Origin of the sequence: Bacillus sp. 22190, from assembly GCF_052045575.1 — a bacterium.
GTDB classification, from domain to species: Bacteria; Bacillota; Bacilli; order Bacillales; family Bacillaceae; genus Bacillus; species Bacillus altitudinis.
On sequence record NZ_JBQEPF010000007.1, the window covers coordinates 145,126 to 163,805 of the forward strand.

Sequence of the window (18,680 nt, forward strand, 5' to 3'; positions counted from 1 at the left end):
TTGCAGCCCTAGGAAGGACGAGCATCGGCGCGGAGCGAATTTGACATTCGTGAGCACCGAAGCGCAGGACTGACACCGAATGCGAGGGTTTGTCTACATGCTGAGACGAGTGTTGACCACTCGTCCTTCTTCTTCCTCACTTCACTTCCTCATGCTCATGAGCAGTATCTCTTTTGCTCGCGATAAAGAGTGCACAGGTCATCGCAAGAATGGCCAGTGCCCACCAGAATGTCGATACGGCTTGTTCATGATCAATGATAATCAAACGGATGACAGCTGTGATGCCAATATAAATAAAATAGCGCAGCGGAAAATGAAAGTTGGATTTAAAGTATTTAATAATTAAGGCGATAAATTCAAAATACATAAAGAAGATCAGCAGCTCGCCAAGCATTCCATAATAGCTTTCTCCTTTGTTAAACAATGTTTTATAGACGAATTGCACGATGTACCATGTTTCACTAATTAAGAGTACGCTTAGAGCAATCGCTAGAAAGAACAGGCAGATATTCAGAAGGGCTTGCAGAAGATCAGGTACCTTTTGGAAATTGTTGAATCGTTTCATCAGATTGTTTCCCCATTCCATGATGTTGTTTTTGCTCTCTACATTTTGGTATTCCAAAATCGCAATACGATGTAGTAGGTATCGTGTTTTTCTACACTTTCAAACTGTCCATGCATTCGGGACATCATCCGCTTGATGCTTCGTTCCCCGAGTCCATTGCTTTCCGGGATGTTGTCTGTCTTTTTTATCGCATTGCTCACATGGATTTCAAAAACATCTTGGTCGGATAAAAAAGTGATCTGAATGTCCTTTTCAGGATCTGCGTATTTACGTAAGTTAGACATCACATTATCAAATACTCTGCCAAGCTCCTCGACATTCACATTGATATAGCTATCCGGCATTTCGCCTAAAATATGGACCTTGAAATTCTCCTGATGCAGCAGAGCGACCTGATCTGATAGAAGATCATAAATCACTTCTTTGACTGCAACGGTTTCAAGCTCTGACTCGTGCTCTTTATCAAGCAGAAAATAGGCAAATAGATGATCAGACAGGTTCTTTAATTGCAGTGCTTTTCCATATGCACTCGCTATATATTGCTCCTTGCGTGTATCCGCTAGAGCCTCCTCTTTTTTCGCAAATTCCAGATTCATGATCAGTGATGTCAGCGGGGTTCTCATATCATGCGACATTTCGGTCACCAAGCTGCGGCTCTCTTCCTGCAGATCATCAATAGCCTGAAGCTTGTCCAAAAAGGCTGTTCTTAAATCCTCAATGCTCTTTGCAATCATGGCCAATTCATCATGCCCCTTCACTGTCATCTCATAATCGAGCTCACCGCCTTCAAGAATATGAATCTCTTCACGGATCGTTTGCAAGTAACGCAGACTTCGGCGAATGCCAACAAGCACAATCAGGAGAAAAATGAGTGTTGCACCAAGCAGTTCTAGTGTAAAGGCGAGATCGTGATATCGAGATGAGTAAAACCCGTCTACCATAACCCTACCTTCTCCGTCGCTAAATTGAACCGGGTAAGAATGACGCTTTGCGTAGTCGGTCACCTTTTCTTTCCCATAGGCCGATTGGTCAGCGACAGAGTAAATCGAGTCATATTGAAGTACTTCATCTTTGTAAACAGTGAGATTAATATAATCTTCTTTTTTCACCCACTCACCGAATGCTTTTCGATCCGTTGAAGTTAGCTCATGTTCTGAAACGTAGCGGTTGAATTTTTGGATGTATCTGGCTGACTCTGCCTGATTATACTCATCTGAACTCAAATATCCTTCGATCAGGTGATCGGTGATCTTTTGCAATGTCAAAAAGACAATACCACTTACGATGACAGCGACTAATATAAGTAGTGACAGCTTTTGGGTCAGCGTATATTTACGATGTGCCAAACCGGTATCCTCTCCCCCATTCTGTTTTGATATACACGGGATGAGCCGGGTCATCCTCAATTTTGGCACGCAGCTTTCGGATATGCACCATGACCGTATTGTTTGAACAATAAAAATAAGGCTGCCCCCACACGCTTTCATAAATATTTTGAGCAGAAAATATTTTGTTTCGCTTGTTCATGAGCAGTTTTAATATCCGATATTCTAAATCAGATAACTTGATTTGCTGGCCACTTTTCCACACTTCATTAAATTCTTCACTCAACTTCAGGCTACCGCCAACTAAATAGGTTTCTTCCTGTTCTTTTTTTTCCTGATAGATGGTATATCTGCGCAATTGCGCCATGACCCTAGCGTGAAGCTCCTCCTCTGAAAAAGGTTTTGTCATATAATCATCTCCGCCAGCGAGTAATCCTTCTGTCTTATCCAATGTACTTGATCTGGCTGTCAGAAATAAAATGGGAACGTTTGAGGAGGCTCTTATTTGCTGGCACGTTTCTATACCGGAGATACCTGGCATCATGACATCCAAAATCACCAAATCCAGCGAATCATCTACAACATGCAATGCCTGCTTGCCATTCATGGCTCTCAACACCTCATACCCTGTACGTGTCAGAGATTCCTGCAACAGGTCACCAATATCCTGATCATCCTCTACAACTAATATTCGATGGGTCATATCTCTCTCACCTCATCCTCCATGACTTCATTCTTATATGTTATTACTATATATCATCTAGCTATGTGAAAAGATACACCATAAATCTTAAGTGTTTATGAATATGATCAATTGCCATCAAGTTGTCACATTTATTTTCAAAAAATTGGATCTTCATAAATGATTAAGAATTGACCTGTATATTGATTCATTGAAGGATCTATCTTTAGATCCAATACATGAAAAGGAGCATTAATATGAATGTAAGCAAAGTAGAACACGGACAACCAATGAGTCTCAAAGAACGGGTGCATTTTTTGGATATCGTACGAGGATTCGCCTTAATGGGGATTATTTTGGTCAACTATTTTTTGATTGTGGATTCGGTCAAGGGATTTGAGATGGAGTCTAATGATGTATTTCACAACTTGGTGAATTGGTTCGCCTCAGGGAAATTCATTACGTTATTTTCCTTTCTATTCGGGGTTGGTTTTATGATATTTATGGATCGAGCCGCTCAAAAGGTGGACAGCCCGAACAAGTTGTTTGCTCGCAGATTAACCATTCTCTTAGGGATTGGTCTTCTGCATGTCACGTTTGTATGGATTGGAGATATTTTAACCTATTATGCTGTCGCGGGCTTCTTACTGCTTTTCTTTTACAAACGCACAGCCAAAACCATCCTGTACTGGCTGATCACACTCTTTGTGATTCAATTGCTCACGCCTCTTTTCTCAATGCTGCTCAACACCATCAGAACAGGATCATCAGGCAAGCCGGATTTTGCCGATTTTGAATTGAACAGTCACAACAGTCTGACTTATTTAGCATCGATAGGTGACCGGTGGACAGATATGTTCACGATGGCTTCGAGCTCATTTTCCACCGTCTATTCCATGTTCTTCATGTTTTTACTTGGTGTGTATTTTGTGAAAATGTCGTTTTTCAAAAACATGGAGACGAAAAAAGCGATTTGGAATCGTATTTGGATGATTTGTACAATCGCTTTTCTTATCACACAAGGCAGTACGATTATGACAGCGGTCACCCCTTTTGAACATACGCCATGGATGAACATTGTCTCTGCACTTGAGCAAAATGGGGGATTGACTGGCAGTATGTTCTATATGAGTTCACTTGCGATGCTGTTTTTGCATGTTTCTCAGCTGCGAGGTGCTTTGATGATTTTTACCAAGGTCGGACGGATGTCCCTGACCTGCTATTTGCTTCACTCGATCATTGGAACAGTGCTGTTTCTGAAATATGGAGCCGGACTTGCAGATCATCTTCAACCCGCTGGTACGTTCTTCATTGGCATTGGCGTGTATGCCTTCCTTGTCCTTTTCAGTACGTTATGGTTAAAGCGATTTAAGTCTGGACCGATGGAATTTATCTGGCGTCAGCTGACGTATGGAAAGATCAATGACAAATCGAAAACAAATACATTTCAGGCGGCGAAGTAATAGAAAAAAGGCGAATTACGACAGTTCGCCTTTTTTCATGTGTTGAGTTTTTGTGTTTCAGATACAATCCGTTCATTTTATATATTGATCCATCATTTCTCGCAATTGAGTCAAATAACTCTCTTTTAATTCATCGGGGTATTCAATTTTGATATGTTTCCCAAATGAGATCAAATAGTGAGTCATATACGATAATTCTTCTTGGTTGTACCCCCCTACAATATAAGGCGTATCATCAATGATCTCCAATCTCATATTCGGATAATGATTCTTCAAAAACTTCTCTTTCCCTTGTTCCGTTAATCGACATTTAAAAGAGATATCATGATAAGTTTTTTCGTACTCGAGCTGCAGTGCTTTTAATTCTTCCTTCGTAAAAGTGTCTTTCGTTTCTTCTTCGATCATCATGTCCGTCATACAATCACATCTGTAGACGCCCCACTTTTTATTCTGAACATCAAATGCTTCGGTAAACCAAATTCCATTTCGATAAAACAACTCAAGAAATTGTAGCCTGATCCTTTTATGTTCATATTGAGTGTATGTCATCTTCACGATTTGATCTTCCATCATTGCCTGCAATATCAAATCCAAATGATTTTGTTCACTCACTGGCGCGACATGATAGTAATGAATCACATCCAAAATCTCCGTGATCCGATGTTTTCTCTCATCAGACATTGTAGCAAACAGTTTTTGACGAATCTGTGAGTAAGACTTTTTAAACGGTGTTGCTGACAACAGATCTAGGGCTTTAAGAGCGAAAAAAATGGCTTGAACTTCATCTATTTGAAAATAGATCGGAACCAATGGAGATTGATTCACGAGCCGATATCCTCCATGTCTGCCATTTTCAACATAAAAAGCTAAGCCCATGGACTCTAGCTCTTCCATATCTCTTAAAGCCGTACGTTTAGAAATACCGAATTCCGCTTCTAAATCTTTTAATTGAAATGAGTATTTATCGCTTAAAAAAATAAGCTCTTGGTTTAATCGTTCTGATTTTTTCATTTGATTTTCCTTCTGAAAAAGGTGCCATGTTGTGTCACCTTTTTATTTTATACTCAGTTTATCAAAAGAAAAGGAGCATGTATATGCAAACACTAATCATTAACGCGCACCCAGATTTCACTCATCGAGAAAGTTATTCAAACAAACTGCAAACACTATTTTTAAAGCAGTTTAAAGAAAGATTTCCTCATGAGGAACCAACCATTTTACATTTATATGGAACTGAAATTCCTCGTATCGAAATAGACCAGCTGCTAGGAATTTGGGATAAGCAAGCATCTGAACAATCATTAACAGCTGCCGAAGAAAAAATCGCCGCTGCTTCATCTGCTCTATTGGCTCAATTCAAAGCACATCATCGAATTGTGATTGTATCACCTGTTCATAATTTCAATGTGACTTCACGAATGAAAGATTATATAGATAATATCTTTATTGCGAGAGAAACGTTTAAGTATACAGAAGAGGGTTCAGTTGGTCTGATGACTGATGATTATCGTGTACTTTTGCTTCAAGCAAGTGGCTCAATTTTCACAAATAACGATCGGTACACACCACTGGAATTTTCATATTATTATCTAAAGGAAATATTCCAAAACTTGATGGGTTTTCAACAATTTCATATTGTCCGGGCACAAGGAACAGCGATTTTAGATCAAAGGACTATCTTACAATCTGCATCTGATGATATGACGAAAACCTTAGATGCGTTTTATGCACCTCGTTAACCTCTATATTTTCAAGACCCAGAACGAAAAATTTTGCTCACTTGTCATCAATCTTATTTTTCGTTTTGGGGTGACTCCTATCTACTAGTACAAATATTATTGATGACTAATGCTGCCGTTTCACTTGGATGGCTAAGAGGGAAATGATGGCCATACGGAACAACATCAACCTTCCCAAGATGCGATGGCGCAGAATAGCCTCTGTCATACTCCCCCCAAATCATGTGTAAGTTATCCTTTGTAACTTCTTTAAAGTCACCTTGATCGGTTTTCCGTAATAAATGGTTAAGCTGAACCGTTGTATTTAAAATTCTAGGAGAAGTAAAGCTGTTTCTGATTTTTTCAATATAATGTTTAGGGATGCTCTCCGTGCTTTCAAACAAACCATGTCTTAAGACATAACGCTCTATCAAATGAGTCGTTGCCAATCTTAATGTCCATTTGTTTAGAAATTGAGGAACATGAAGTGATTTTGCCTTTTGTTTAGCAACAGGCGGCTGAAGTAAAGTGATGGAATACTTCTTATCGATGTATTCTTGTCCCAATGCTTCCAAAAGAATATACGCACCGAATGAATGGCCGATTAGATGTGCACCATTCGTCGCTTTTTCTATTACTTTTTTCACTACATTTATATAGATATCTAGAAGATGTTTCTCTCGTTTAAATGGAGAACGCCCCAAACCAGGAAGATCCAAGACCCATACAGGTTGACCTGTTTTCTCATGAAGCTCTTGTGCTAAAGGAAATAAATCTTCTCCATCACTCAATAAACCATGTAATAAAATAAACGGCTTCCCCTCTCCTTGTAATTGGTAAAGGGTGTTATTATCGCATAATGTTCGTTTAAATAAATGTTGGTGCTCACCATGTTGAGCCATCATTCGATAATCTAGATCAGCTACTACAGCAGGGAAAAATGTCATGACACTCGTCTTCTTAAACCAATCTTCTCCCATTATTTTTTTCGCTGAAACATTTGAAAACGTTCGTTTTGTCATAAAATTCAGTCCGTCAGAAGGAATGTTTGTGAGTTTACTGACACCACTCTTCATGATAGCTTTCATCAGTGGCATTGGGACAGAGATGTTTGGCGTCCTCATATTCATGCTTTCTGACATCATACTTAATAGTTCAGCAACATTCTGATCGTGCTCTTTGTCTTCAACAAGTGTATATGTTTGAATAGCCGGCTGCTCCAACTTGAAAACCTGTACAATACACTTCGCAAACTCATCGTTTGAAATAAGTGGTAACCGATAGTCCTTACCTCCAGGAATCACCGGCATGAGCCCTCTTCGCATACTCTTTACAAGCAAACCTAATCCTGCAATTTGCTCTGTACTCCCTGTTTGACTACTTCCAACGACAGTTGGCGGATTAATGATAGAAAGCGGATAACCTACTGCTGATGCCTGTTGACGAATATAAAGATCTGCTAAAAACTTTGTTTTTTCATAATTATTTTTTATTTTCAAGTAATCGTTCCCTTCTTCAAACACGTCGATGGCAATCTTGCTATTTTGATCATCAAAGGGGCTCATATAACCGACAACATGAATAAATTGCTGCAAGCCCTTCAATTGATGAATACTTTTAGCTAATTCACCAATATATTTGGCGCCATTTAAAAAGACGGAAGCTGCCTCTTTCCTGGTTGCTTGAATATCCATGGGTCCTCCTGCGTGAATGATCACATCCGTTTTCAATACCCTCTCCTGATCTTCAGCACTTAGACCCAAATCGACTTTCGTCAAATCACCTTCAACAAAGTGCATCACTGACTCTTCTAAAATACCTCTTTCTTGAAAAATGCGTGTTGCTTTACTTTTTGACCTTACTAAAAGAAGAATGTTCACATCCTCTTTCGCTAATTCTTCGACTAATTGCTTTCCGATAAACCCTGTTCCACCCGTTAAAAATACTGTTTTCATGTGAAATCTCCTTTTTAGTACTACATAGTACTAATTTGATGTAAAAAAAATGCTTCTTTTATCGAAGCAAGTTAAATAAATGATCTGCTGTTTTTGTGATGACAGTGGCATCTTTCAATGTTTCTGAAATAAATAACGCTCCTTCAAGATTTGTCATAAAAAGTGATGCCACCTCATCAATATGAATCGTATGTCTGAATTCCCCATTCTCTACCCCTTGTTTCAGTAATAGAGAAACTTTCTCTTGTAATCCTGTGAAAAAAAGACCTATTTTTTCTTTTATTTGTGTGGCCTTTACAGGGCTTTGAATATAAAGAGTAATAAATGGACAGCCGCCCTTATACTCTCTCGCCTGAACTCCTTGAGATAATTGCTTTAAAAACAGTTGAATTCGATCTTCAACTGAAAATTGGGTCTGAGACAGTACGTCCTCCATTGCAGATTGATACATGTCAATCCAATAATCAACGACCCCTTCTAATAATTCTTCCTTATTAGAAAAGTGATAATACACATTCGACTTTGACACTTTGCTTACACGAACTAATTCGTCCATACTCGTATAAGCAAACCCTTTTTCTAAAAATAAAGTTGCAGCTACTTCAAGCACACGTTTTTGATTCATTAATTTTATCTTTGTCATAATTAGAACTATACAGTACTAATTTAAATGTTGCAAGTATTTATGATCATTTAGAAAAGAGTTTGATGAAAAAGTTTTCTCGAAACAGTCAAACGCAAATGAGGAAACTATCAATAAGAGAGTTTCTTTTAATTATAATCTTCTCCTACCATTAAAGTACTATACTTTGTTTTAAATTTCTCATACTTTCTCTCATCCTTAAATAATAAGAATGCCCCTCTGTCATCATAAATATGATAAATAAAATCTTTATTTATAAAGAATATTTCAGGATAACTACTATATTTGTCATTGAACCTCGGAGCCATACTTTTAAAATCTTGATTACATATTGCCTTGATTATTTTCTTGTACTCTATATGCTGTTTTTTTGTTTCTAAAGAATATTGAATGACTTTTCCATTCTCATCTTTAGAATTTTTTACATTGAGTCTATATTTATTAATTTTTTTTGAATACTTACTATATACTCCTATCGGCCTCTGTAATGAATGCTCGCTTCGAACAATTGTGACGACGAACAATAAATCGTTCTCCCCAAAAAGTTCATCAAATATACTTATTGCAACATTATAAACCTTATTAAAATATTGAGGATTTAAATTGCCTTGATCATTAAACTGATACATTTCTTTTTCGAGTTGAATATGAAGGCTTAGAGGTAACTCGTCAAAGGAATCATTAATTAAATCAATATTGAATTCACTTTGTAAATAATCTAGGTGAACCATATCCCATTCTCCATTCATTCTTTTATGTACAATTCTTATTTTATAATTACTCGACCACTTTTATTTAGTGTAGCTATACGCTCTCCGAATTTATTCATTAATTTGTAGTAACCTCCTCCATGAGAATTCCCTTTCCCAAAATCTCTTGAAATGGACAAACCAGATGCAGGATCTTTCCACTCTTGTTACCTTTAACCTTCTTAGTGAAAAGAGAAATCTTAACCCCAGTATCATTCAATAAAGTTTTTTTATTCATTGTCAACTTAGATGTAAACAATGAAATAGAAAAAGACGAACTTAAAAAGTTCGTCTCCTACACTAAAAGGTCTCTTGACCGGCACAAATTCGGCACGCTTCATCAACCTCTTATATCAATCATTTTCAATCCTCTGTATTAACCAATAGAACCTTCCATCTCGAACTTGATTAACTTTGCTCGAAATGGGACGTAATGATTAAAAATAAAACCGCTCAAACCTTTGATATAAAGCCATTCTTCAAATGGTTTAAAATGGTTTATAATTTCAACTTGGCACGAACTTGGCTCGGTGTTGGCATGGAAATTCAAATAATAAAACCATGTAAGAAGGAGAAAGACATTAACTAACCATAAATAGTTACAGCCTGTATCATAATTAAATGTAATTTTTTAAGAAATAAAGCACTCTTCCATAATATATAGAAGGGTGCTGTTTTGTTATATGAACATTTGTTGCATGAAAGCTCGCTTTTGTTGCTCGTAACTATTTAAAATTTTTTCTTCTAAAGAAATTTTTTTATCTAGTAGAGATAAAAATTGAGCGATTTGTACCTGCTCTTCTTCACAAGGAACTAATACTTTTAAATGCCTAATATCATTTAAACCTATAAATTTTTGTGTACCACCAGCTAATAAAAGTTTAAATTGTTTTTCTATATGAGAACTATTTAAGAAGTGAATTAAATAGTTATTAAATTTACCAGCATTATCTTTTATAAGAGCTACATTTTTTATAGCAAAATTAGGATTAGAAACCTTGACAGGATTTCCGATTGTACCAATCATGCCAAATAGAATATCATTATCTTCGACAAGTGACCGTTTATTAACTTTTTCAAAATCTTCTTTACTAATGTAATTAAGATCATTACTATTCAAAGTGCCATTAGAATTTAAGTTTTTAGACGTAACTAAGGGATAACCTGATGGATAGTATCTTGGAGAATCATGTGTACCATCCCTTACATCACTTATTTCCTTCAAATATTTTTCTTCCCAACTAGGAAAAGAATCTCCACGAGCATTTTTAAATCTTAACTTCTGGCTAAAAATCTTCTGTATATATCCTTTTTTTTGTTCCTTAAACGTATCGACTTTTTCTTGTTGAAGATTGATTCTTAAATCCAATTGACGAAAAAACATACTTATTTTTTTTTGTTCTTTTAAATCAGGTATTAATATTTTTATTGACGATAAATCCCTTGGATATACAGCAGCTACACTTGTAGTACCAACAGCTCTTGCTTTAACTTGTGACCAAATTGAAGGCGTAGCGTACAGATAATTTAAAAAATGACTATAAATTTTTGAATCATCTAGGCTAATACGAGCAATATTGCTATTGAAGACATAATTCTTATCATCTATAGTCCAGGTTGCAGCTTTACCTACTAATGCTAATGTATTCCTTGTATTAAATAAAAAATCGCCCTTTTTTGCAATATACTTTTTAGAGTTATTAAACTGTTCCTTTGTCAGATATTCAAGTTTTGAAAGATTAAAAGCCCCCAGTTGGATATTGCCCATTTTTAGTAAGGGAAAGTCGGTAATATTCTCTTTACCTAAATCATTTGTGCCTGTTTCTATTTTTGTTATAAGTGAACCAAGTTTATAAGGTCTCCAAAGAATCTCGCTATTAAAACTTAAAGGAGGTTTTCGATCCATTTTAATTCACACCCCCAGCTCTTTAAAATATTTTTCTAACTCACGGTCAACTTCTGTGATTTCATCATCAATTTCTTTCAGACGTTGAGCTACAGCTTGTAAATCAATCGGCTCTTCTTCTTCAAAAGTATCCACGTAACGAGGAATGTTTAAGTTATAATCGTTCTCTTTGATTTCATCTAGTCTTGCTGCATATGAATACCTATCAATTGTTTCTCGATTCAAGAAAGTGTTGATAATTTTTTCAACATGTTCATCTGATAAATGATTTTGATTTTTACCTTTTTCAAATTCATTTGACGCATCAATGAATAAAACATTGTCATCATGCTTACGACATTTTTTGAATACTAGAATACATGTCGGAATGCTTGTTCCGTAGAAAATGTTTGCCGGTAATCCGATTACTGCATCTAAATAATTTTTCTCTTCTATTAAATACTTACGAATCGCTTCCTCTGCTGCACCACGAAATAGTACTCCGTGTGGCAGTACAACTGCCATTGTACCGTTATCATCTAATTGATGAATAAAGTGTTGAATGAAAGCAAAGTCTGCTTTTGATTTTGGTGCTAGTTTTGCATAAGCACTAAAGCGTTCATCTTCTTTAAATTTATCATCTGCGCTCCATTTTGCTGAATATGGAGGATTGACAACAATTGCTTCAAAACGTTGGTCGATATGTTGCGGTTCTTCTAATGTATCTGCATTTTGAATATCGAATCGTTGGTATGGAACATCATGTAGTAACATATTCATACGTGCTAAGTTGTACGTTGTTGATACCTTTTCTTGCCCGTAATATTTGTGAACTTTCGCTTCTTTACCTACACGAAGTAGCAACGAACCTGAACCACAGGCTCCGTCATATACATCACGAATTTCTGATTTGCCTGCAGTTACAATTTTAGCTAAGATTTTAGATACTTGTTGTGGTGTATAGAATTCGCCTGCTTTTTTTCCTGCGTTTGCTGCAAATTGCGAAATCATGTATTCATATGCGTCACCTAAAACATCGATTTCTACATCATCTTGTAGAAATGGAATATTTGCAATATTTACGATTACTTTACTGATTAAACTTGTACGATCCTTCACTGTACGTCCTAAACGTGAAGAAGTTAAATCCATATCGTCGAAAAGGTTTTGGAAATCCTCTTGGCTTTCAGTACCTAAAGTAGATGATTCAATTGCTTTTACTCCGTTTTGCAGCATCTCTACATCAAAGCTGCCATTTGCCCCTTTTTCGATTTCCTCAAGGAAACGTGAGAACAGAAATTGAGGTTCCACTACATAACCCAACTCTTCAATAAGATACTCTGCTAAGTCCTCACGGTACTCTTCATTTTCCCATGCTTCCAAATAAGATATGTTATCGTCTTTTAACAATTTTTTTGCACGTGCTTCTACTTTTTCAGATAAATACCGATAGAAAATTAACCCTAAAATATAATCCTTGAATTCGTTGGCATCCATTTGACCTCGTAAATCATTTGCCATCGCCCATAATTTTTTATGTAATTCAGCTTGTTGTTGACGTTGCTTTTCGCTTGTTGTCATAATAAAATTCCTCCCTAGATAATTTTAATTTACGTTAATACTTTGAATTAGTTTCTGTTGAATATATAACTGTTGTAATTCACGTTTTTCAGCCATCAATAATTGTTTTCTCTTTTTTAACTGTGCAATTTTTCCAATAATGATTTGCTTTTGGACAGGTGGTAAATCAATTTCTAAATCCTTTAAGTGAGATAATTTCAATAATGAAGTGACTGTTCCTTCACTTAAAACAGACAGTTGCTTTTGAATGGAAGGATGTTCATTAAAGTACCATTCAAAGAAGGCTGCATCTACATCACTTGTTAATTCAATTTTTATAAAGTTATTTGTTAATAATAACCCACTATATCTCTCAGGTAACAGAGCGATTTTTTGTGTATGCGTGTGTAGAATAAGACTGAATGTATCGGTTAGCAATTGTGGTACCAATTTTTCTTTAGGTACAGTAATTTCCGCATTTTTTTCATTTGAAATTCGATAAGCTAAGCCAAGTGTTTCATTAAATTCTTTTAATGAAAGTGGTTTGACTTTTGACGTTTCAACATTAGAAGAAAATGTTTCTAAACGATTTGTAAATGCACCTTGAGTAAATTGTGCAATTTGATTAAGTTTCACAACACTCCTCCTTTGATATTTTTTAAAATATCAGATCCGACGTATTAAATATATATGATATTTTTTAAAATATCAATGTTTTTCCATTTATTTTTTGATATTTTTTAAAATAACAAGAGAGGGCGCTAATTTAGCACCCTCTCTTTAATTAAATGGGTAATGTGGTAACTAAGCACCGTATTTTTCGGTAAAGTCACGAATGAACGAAGTAATCGCTTTGATTGCTTTATTCTTTTTCAAAAACGATCCTGATAAATTATCCATAATCTCATTCTTCTCAATTAGACTGGAATACTCATACGCTGATACTTGTTCACGTAATACACTGTCTTCAATATTTACTTGTTTCGCAAATGTTGAGAGTTCTTGCTCACTCATTTCTTCTTCGTAACGATTGTAAGCATCCATTACAGATTCATTAGCAGCCAAAGTTGGTGCGACCTTATCTAAGAACCCTTTTATCAATTCAATTTTCAGACGTAACTTTGGATCTGAGGCATGGTCTAATTCTTGTTTAATAAATCTAATCTCTTTATCACGTTCTTTTTCATTTTCTGTGTTAAGGTTGGCAACCAGATTTAAAATGTAACTGACATTAATCTTGTCTGTATGCATTAGCTCTAATTCAAAGTCGATATCATGTAAAATAGATTCCTTTGGTACTTCACTACGCTTAAAATCTTCGTACACTTTGAAGTACTTGCTCTTGAAATCTTCATATGATTGCTGTGAAATCGTTAGCTCTGTTTCATCAAACTCAAAATCAGAAAATGATTGTAAACGTTGAAGGAATTTCGTTACATTTTTGAATGCAATAATAAATTGACGCTTATCTTCTTCTCTTTCTAGCTCGTCAACTTCTTCAGGAATGACTGCAACATCCCTTAAATTTTTCACTGCTTCCTTAAACGCTTTTAGATATTCATCGTAGCTACCCATTAGAACGGTATCAACGTTGTCTGTTCTTGAGAATAACTTAATTGCTTCATCTGTTTTTTCTTTTAAATTTCGATAGCAAACGATATTTCCATATGGTTTAGTCGATTTCTCTACACGATTTGTACGGCTATATGCTTGCAACAAATCATGATATACCATGTTCTTATCTACATAGAGAGTATTGAGTGGCTTGCTATCAAACCCAGTTAAGAACATCTTTACGACAAGTAAAATATCTATTTGAGCATTTTTCACTTTTTTTGATACATCTGAAAAATAACGATCCCATGTTTCTGTCGAGAAGTCTGTGTCGTACATTTGGTTATAATCTGAAATCATACGGTCTAACGCTTCACGAGAATGTTCACCTGTACCATCGCTTTCCTCGTTTTGCCCATATGAAAAAATCCCAGCAATCTTTAAATCATGATTCTTAGATTTAAAAATATCGTAATACTTAATTAACGTAGGAATTGAATCAACTGCAAACATAGCACAATAGCCTTTACTTTTAGAACGTCGTTGATGATTATCAATAATATGGTCAGCAACTAAGTTTAAACGTCGTTCATCATGCCACACTTCATCTGTATCAATCGCTTGTACTTTTGTAGCATCTGTTTCATCAATATTAGCGTTAAAAGTACGAACGTATTCTACTGAAAAACCTAGTACGTTCCCATCACGGATCGCATCTTTAATAAGGTAATAATGCAAGCATTTATCAAATAGGTCAGCAGTTGTACGTCCATCTTGACTTTTATTCTCGATAAAACGTGGTGTTCCGGTAAAACCAAAATATTGAGCATTCTGGAAGTGATGATCAATTTCTTTTCGCATATCACCAAATTGGCTACGATGACATTCATCAATAATGAAAACTACTTTCTCTTGTTTGTATGGTTCCATTATCTTAACGTACTTTGGATTTTTGATAGCATTGTTCATTTTCTGAATCGTTGTCACAATAAACCGTTTCATTGGATTTTGTATTTGTTCAATAAGGATTTCGGTTTTGTCAGTGCGGTCAACCGCTCCCTTTTGGAACTTGTTGAACTCTGCGATCGTTTGGCTGTCTAAATCTTGGCGGTCGACAAGGAAGAACACCTTTTTGATACTTTCTTCATCTGATAAAATTTGACCAGCTTTAAAGGAAGTCAATGTCTTACCAGAACCGGTTGTATGCCAAATATAGCCGTTGTTGCTGGTTTCGGTTGCACGCTTTACAAGTGCTTCAACTGCATAAACTTGATAAGGACGCATAACCATTAATGCTTTATCGGTATCATTAATGACCATATAACGACTAATCATCTTCGCAAGATGGCATGGATTTAAGAATGTACTACTAAAACTTTGTAAGTTCGTAATCAGTTCATTTTTTTCATCTGACCAGAAGAATGTAAATCCAAATTGAATGTCATAATCAGAGTTTGAAAAGTATTTTGTATCGACACCATTACTTATAACAAAGATTTGTAGAAAACGATATAAACCAGGGAATGTATGACGACGATAGCGTTGGATTTGGTTAAACGCTTCTTTAAAATCTAATCCTCGTCTTTTTAATTCTATTTGAACGAGTGGTAAGCCGTTAATTAGAATAGTGACGTCATAACGATTAGTGTACTTACCAGTCACAGTGGTTTGTGTTGTAACCTGAAAAAGATTCTTACACCAATCTTTTGTGTTTAGCAATTCAACATATAATTGAGTGCCATCTTCACGTTCGATTAATAATTTATCACGTAGGATTTTGGCAGAATCGTAAATGCTTTTACCTTCGATTAAAGTAAGAATTCTCTTAAATTCTATATCTGATAATGGTTGTCCATTTAGTTTTCGTTCATTGAATAAGTTAAGCTGCTGCTTAAAATTGGCTAATAGTGCATCATAATCAGCAATCTTAACCGCTTTATAGCCTTGATTTACGAGTTGTTTTTGTAAGTTTTTTTCAAGTTCTGCTTCAGGTTGGTATGCCATACTGGAACCTCCTTAATACCATTACCTTTTTATTATACTAAAGATTAATGTTTTAAGTTTCATTTTTATCTTTAATATTGTATTAATTAACCATTTTTAGTCGAGTTCCCCCTTCCCTTGTACGACAAATTAAAAAGCAGCCACTTTATAAATAGCTGCCTAAAAATAAAACCTTCACCGACAACAGTTTCCTCTTGTGTTATCGGGTCGACGTAATGAACATGTCCTGTAATGTGTTTTATATATACAAAAGTCGCCTTCTTATTAAAGAAAAGCGCCCGATACAATGATAAAAGAAACTTTATTCGCCTTCATCTTCTACTAAAGATTGAATTTTTTCTCTAACTTTTCCTTGAATTATTTCACCAATTTCCCTAATCATAGTTACCTGTATATCCAGATTCCATTTCTCACTCTCAACATCACCGTTAAACGCTGTTATTAGATCTGGAAGAACTAATATATTCAATAATAGAAGAATTTTAGCTTTGCGTATTTCTTCCGGATCGTTTATAAAATCGCCCATATATACTTCTGAATTGATATCTAACGTACCATTTAGCCTCATATCAATTTCTATAGAAGTGTGATTTTCATTATAATTAATTACAGGTTTAATGTAGGACATACCATCATTATCAAAGAGGAATGCTAAAGTACTTAAGGCATTCATTATCTCACTACCAGAACCTATAATTTCTGCTAGACGCTGCTCTTGCTGATCAACAGTTCCCTTAAATCCCATAATTTTTTTTACCTCAAGACTATCAATAATAGGATTGTTATTTTTCAATACTACATATATTAGCCAATTAAAGAAATCCTGTGAAAAATCAAACTTATTCTCCGTAATAGTGTTTCTGCCTGTGTGGTTATTTAGTTTTCTTAGAATTGCCTTAGCATCAGAACCATTACGATTAATTATGTATTGAATCTTATCATCATTCCTAAATATCAATATATAATTTTTAACTAACTTTACACGCATCGCTCTATCGGTATTTCTACTTTCACCTGGTCTATGCTTTTCAAACTCATATTTTATAATGCTATATTCGATTGTATTATTACCTAGTTGAATACTTTGACTTTGCTGTATAAACTCAATATTATAGCCCAAACGTTCTTCTGTAAGTTCATCAATATTCGGTTCATACCAATTCTGGTGATCACTAATGTTCTGGATAATTTGCTCCATCGTATCCTCTGTATTGTTTATCCATTTAGAATAAGCCATTAATTCGTACTCTCCTTTTTATTAATGGTGAAACTTTTCACTTCTTTTTTTAACCGGTATATTCCCGTTTTTTCATTTTTATTAATTTGTGGCTTAATAACTTTTCTTTTTATTTGATCATCTGCAATAAGGTCAAAAGAGATTTCATTATCTTCCTCTATGTAGTCTTGTTGTGCAAATAACTTTTCTAAATTAATTGTATATGTATTGTTTTCATCATCAACTAGAATAGCTGGGTGACTTTTAGTCTGCAAACTAAGGCTTTCAGAATAGGAAATTTTTATAGATGTGGGCAAGAATTTTACATCTCCACGTACAGATATGAACAAATATATTTTTTCTGACTTATTAGGTATTAAGTTTATTTCATTGTTTTTATACTCTTTATCGAAATAAAAATAACATTCTATCTTAAATAACCTTTGGCTGTAGAAAAGTTTTAGAAGGCTAATTATTAATAACGTTATAAATGTATAAATGCCTATATCAAGAAACCAACTTAGCCTTCCAGGAGTAATTTTAAGTATTCCTTCAGATATAGAAATATTATTAGATAGCAATAGTACTGTAACTAGTACTACGGTAAGATTTTTTAAATATCCCTTTAAATCCTCTATAAAAGTTATCTTAGGAGATTTCATTATAGATATTTCTCCAAAACAGGTACTATGACTTTTTGAAATAATTCATCAAAATTTTCACCTTCAATAATTCCATTTGAATATATTTCATATTTATTCACTTCAAGAGAAACTGTTAATTTTCTCAAATCTATAGAATTATTGTCACTTGTCCAATGCAATAATTTCAGTAAATCCTCATAATAAATAACACTTTCCTCACGAATTTTTTTTACTATATGATCAATTTCTTCTATAATTTCCGAATCTGTTGTATCTTCAAATTCTATTTTCATTAACATACCTTTTAGTTTTAAAACTTTTTCAATAATCATAAGCATTATTTCGGAATTTAAAATGACTTGTTTATACTTTTCTTTTTTCATATTAGAGACAACATCAGTATATTTTTGTTGATCAGTATCATAGGTTTCAAGCTTTAAATTTAATTTTCCATTTGCATGTCTTTTAAATACTTTAGCTAAAAGCATATTTACCTCCTTATTTTAAAAAATAAGTTATCATCAAGTTATTCGATTATTTACCAGAAAACCCTTTTTTTATTACACAGTTGAAACTGTCTATTTAAATTATATTAATATTTTAGGTAAAAAGCACCTATTTAATAATTCATTGTTGTCAATATCTCTTTCCATTATAACGAAGAACGCTATAAATGTAACTACTACATAATCTTCCCGGTCAATAAACAGCAGCTAC

Annotated in this window: 16 protein-coding genes; 2 read left to right on the forward strand and 14 right to left on the reverse strand. The window is 34.8% G+C overall.

All coding sequences use genetic code 11. The features are described 5' to 3' along the window. Positions 1 to 136 precede the first annotated feature (136 nt). The 3 genes from psiE to ACTJKA_RS11995 are packed head-to-tail and all read right to left on the reverse strand — an operon-like array spanning position 137 to position 2,593. Positions 137 to 565, reverse strand: coding sequence for a phosphate-starvation-inducible protein PsiE (psiE, locus tag ACTJKA_RS11985; protein WP_008346998.1), 429 nt, complete (start codon positions 563 to 565; stop codon positions 137 to 139). Between the two features lie 38 nt (positions 566 to 603). Beyond that, a complete protein-coding gene (locus ACTJKA_RS11990) occupies positions 604 to 1,911 on the reverse strand; it encodes a HAMP domain-containing sensor histidine kinase (RefSeq protein WP_224558684.1) in 1,308 nt (435 codons plus the stop codon). Further along, a complete protein-coding gene (locus tag ACTJKA_RS11995; protein ID WP_048003170.1) occupies positions 1,898 to 2,593 on the reverse strand; it encodes a response regulator transcription factor in 696 nt (231 codons plus the stop codon). The genes ACTJKA_RS11990 and ACTJKA_RS11995 overlap by 14 nt, the downstream gene beginning before the upstream one ends. Positions 2,594 to 2,829: 236 nt before the next feature. On the opposite strand from ACTJKA_RS11995, the gene ACTJKA_RS12000 reads away from it, so the two are divergent. Further along, the gene (locus tag ACTJKA_RS12000) at positions 2,830 to 4,035 is read left to right on the forward strand and encodes a DUF418 domain-containing protein (RefSeq protein WP_440607777.1); all 1,206 of its coding nucleotides are present in this window, start codon (positions 2,830 to 2,832) and stop codon (positions 4,033 to 4,035) included. A 72-nt stretch (positions 4,036 to 4,107) separates the two neighbouring features. Here the strand turns inward: ACTJKA_RS12000 and ACTJKA_RS12005 are convergent, their stop codons facing one another. After that, the gene (locus tag ACTJKA_RS12005; protein WP_048002051.1) at positions 4,108 to 5,046 is read right to left on the reverse strand and encodes a helix-turn-helix transcriptional regulator; all 939 of its coding nucleotides are present in this window, start codon (positions 5,044 to 5,046) and stop codon (positions 4,108 to 4,110) included. Positions 5,047 to 5,129: 83 nt separating this feature from the next. On the opposite strand from ACTJKA_RS12005, the gene ACTJKA_RS12010 reads away from it, so the two are divergent. Further along, positions 5,130 to 5,774, forward strand: coding sequence for an FMN-dependent NADH-azoreductase (locus ACTJKA_RS12010; protein WP_341003880.1), 645 nt, complete (start codon positions 5,130 to 5,132; stop codon positions 5,772 to 5,774). Positions 5,775 to 5,851: 77 nt separating this feature from the next. On the opposite strand, the gene ACTJKA_RS12015 is transcribed toward ACTJKA_RS12010, so the two are convergent. From ACTJKA_RS12015 to ACTJKA_RS12060, 10 genes are all read right to left on the reverse strand, one after another. Then, positions 5,852 to 7,708: an alpha/beta fold hydrolase gene (locus tag ACTJKA_RS12015; RefSeq protein WP_440607778.1), complete on the reverse strand. Its 1,857-nt coding sequence runs from the start codon at positions 7,706 to 7,708 to the stop codon at positions 5,852 to 5,854. Between the two features lie 58 nt (positions 7,709 to 7,766). After that, complete coding sequence (locus ACTJKA_RS12020; RefSeq protein WP_025207937.1) at positions 7,767 to 8,333, reverse strand: TetR/AcrR family transcriptional regulator; 567 nt, start codon at positions 8,331 to 8,333, stop codon at positions 7,767 to 7,769. A gap of 146 nt (positions 8,334 to 8,479) precedes the next feature. After that, entirely contained in the window at positions 8,480 to 9,082 is a 603-nt protein-coding gene (locus tag ACTJKA_RS12025) for a DUF3885 domain-containing protein (RefSeq protein WP_420952006.1), read from the reverse strand. A gap of 697 nt (positions 9,083 to 9,779) precedes the next feature. Continuing rightward, positions 9,780 to 11,006, reverse strand: coding sequence for a restriction endonuclease subunit S (locus ACTJKA_RS12030; protein WP_411231123.1), 1,227 nt, complete (start codon positions 11,004 to 11,006; stop codon positions 9,780 to 9,782). Between the two features lie 6 nt (positions 11,007 to 11,012). After that, on the reverse strand, positions 11,013 to 12,566 hold the full coding sequence (locus ACTJKA_RS12035; RefSeq protein ID WP_411231121.1) for a type I restriction-modification system subunit M: 1,554 nt from the start codon (positions 12,564 to 12,566) through the stop codon (positions 11,013 to 11,015). A 24-nt stretch (positions 12,567 to 12,590) separates the two neighbouring features. Then, complete coding sequence (locus ACTJKA_RS12040; protein WP_411231119.1) at positions 12,591 to 13,181, reverse strand: restriction endonuclease subunit S; 591 nt, start codon at positions 13,179 to 13,181, stop codon at positions 12,591 to 12,593. A 168-nt stretch (positions 13,182 to 13,349) separates the two neighbouring features. Beyond that, positions 13,350 to 16,103, reverse strand: a complete 2,754-nt coding sequence (locus ACTJKA_RS12045; RefSeq protein ID WP_440607779.1) for a type I restriction endonuclease subunit R — start codon at positions 16,101 to 16,103, stop codon at positions 13,350 to 13,352. A 301-nt stretch (positions 16,104 to 16,404) separates the two neighbouring features. Beyond that, a complete protein-coding gene (locus ACTJKA_RS12050; protein WP_411231118.1) occupies positions 16,405 to 17,340 on the reverse strand; it encodes a hypothetical protein in 936 nt (311 codons plus the stop codon). Continuing rightward, positions 17,340 to 17,981 carry a hypothetical protein gene (locus ACTJKA_RS12055; protein ID WP_411231117.1) on the reverse strand — a complete coding sequence of 214 codons (642 nt, stop codon included), beginning with the start codon at positions 17,979 to 17,981 and terminating at the stop codon, positions 17,340 to 17,342. The genes ACTJKA_RS12050 and ACTJKA_RS12055 overlap by 1 nt, the downstream gene beginning before the upstream one ends. Continuing rightward, positions 17,981 to 18,451, reverse strand: a complete 471-nt coding sequence (locus tag ACTJKA_RS12060) for a hypothetical protein (protein WP_411231116.1) — start codon at positions 18,449 to 18,451, stop codon at positions 17,981 to 17,983. Before ACTJKA_RS12060 ends, ACTJKA_RS12055 begins: the two co-directional genes overlap by 1 nt. Positions 18,452 to 18,680 lie beyond the last annotated feature (229 nt).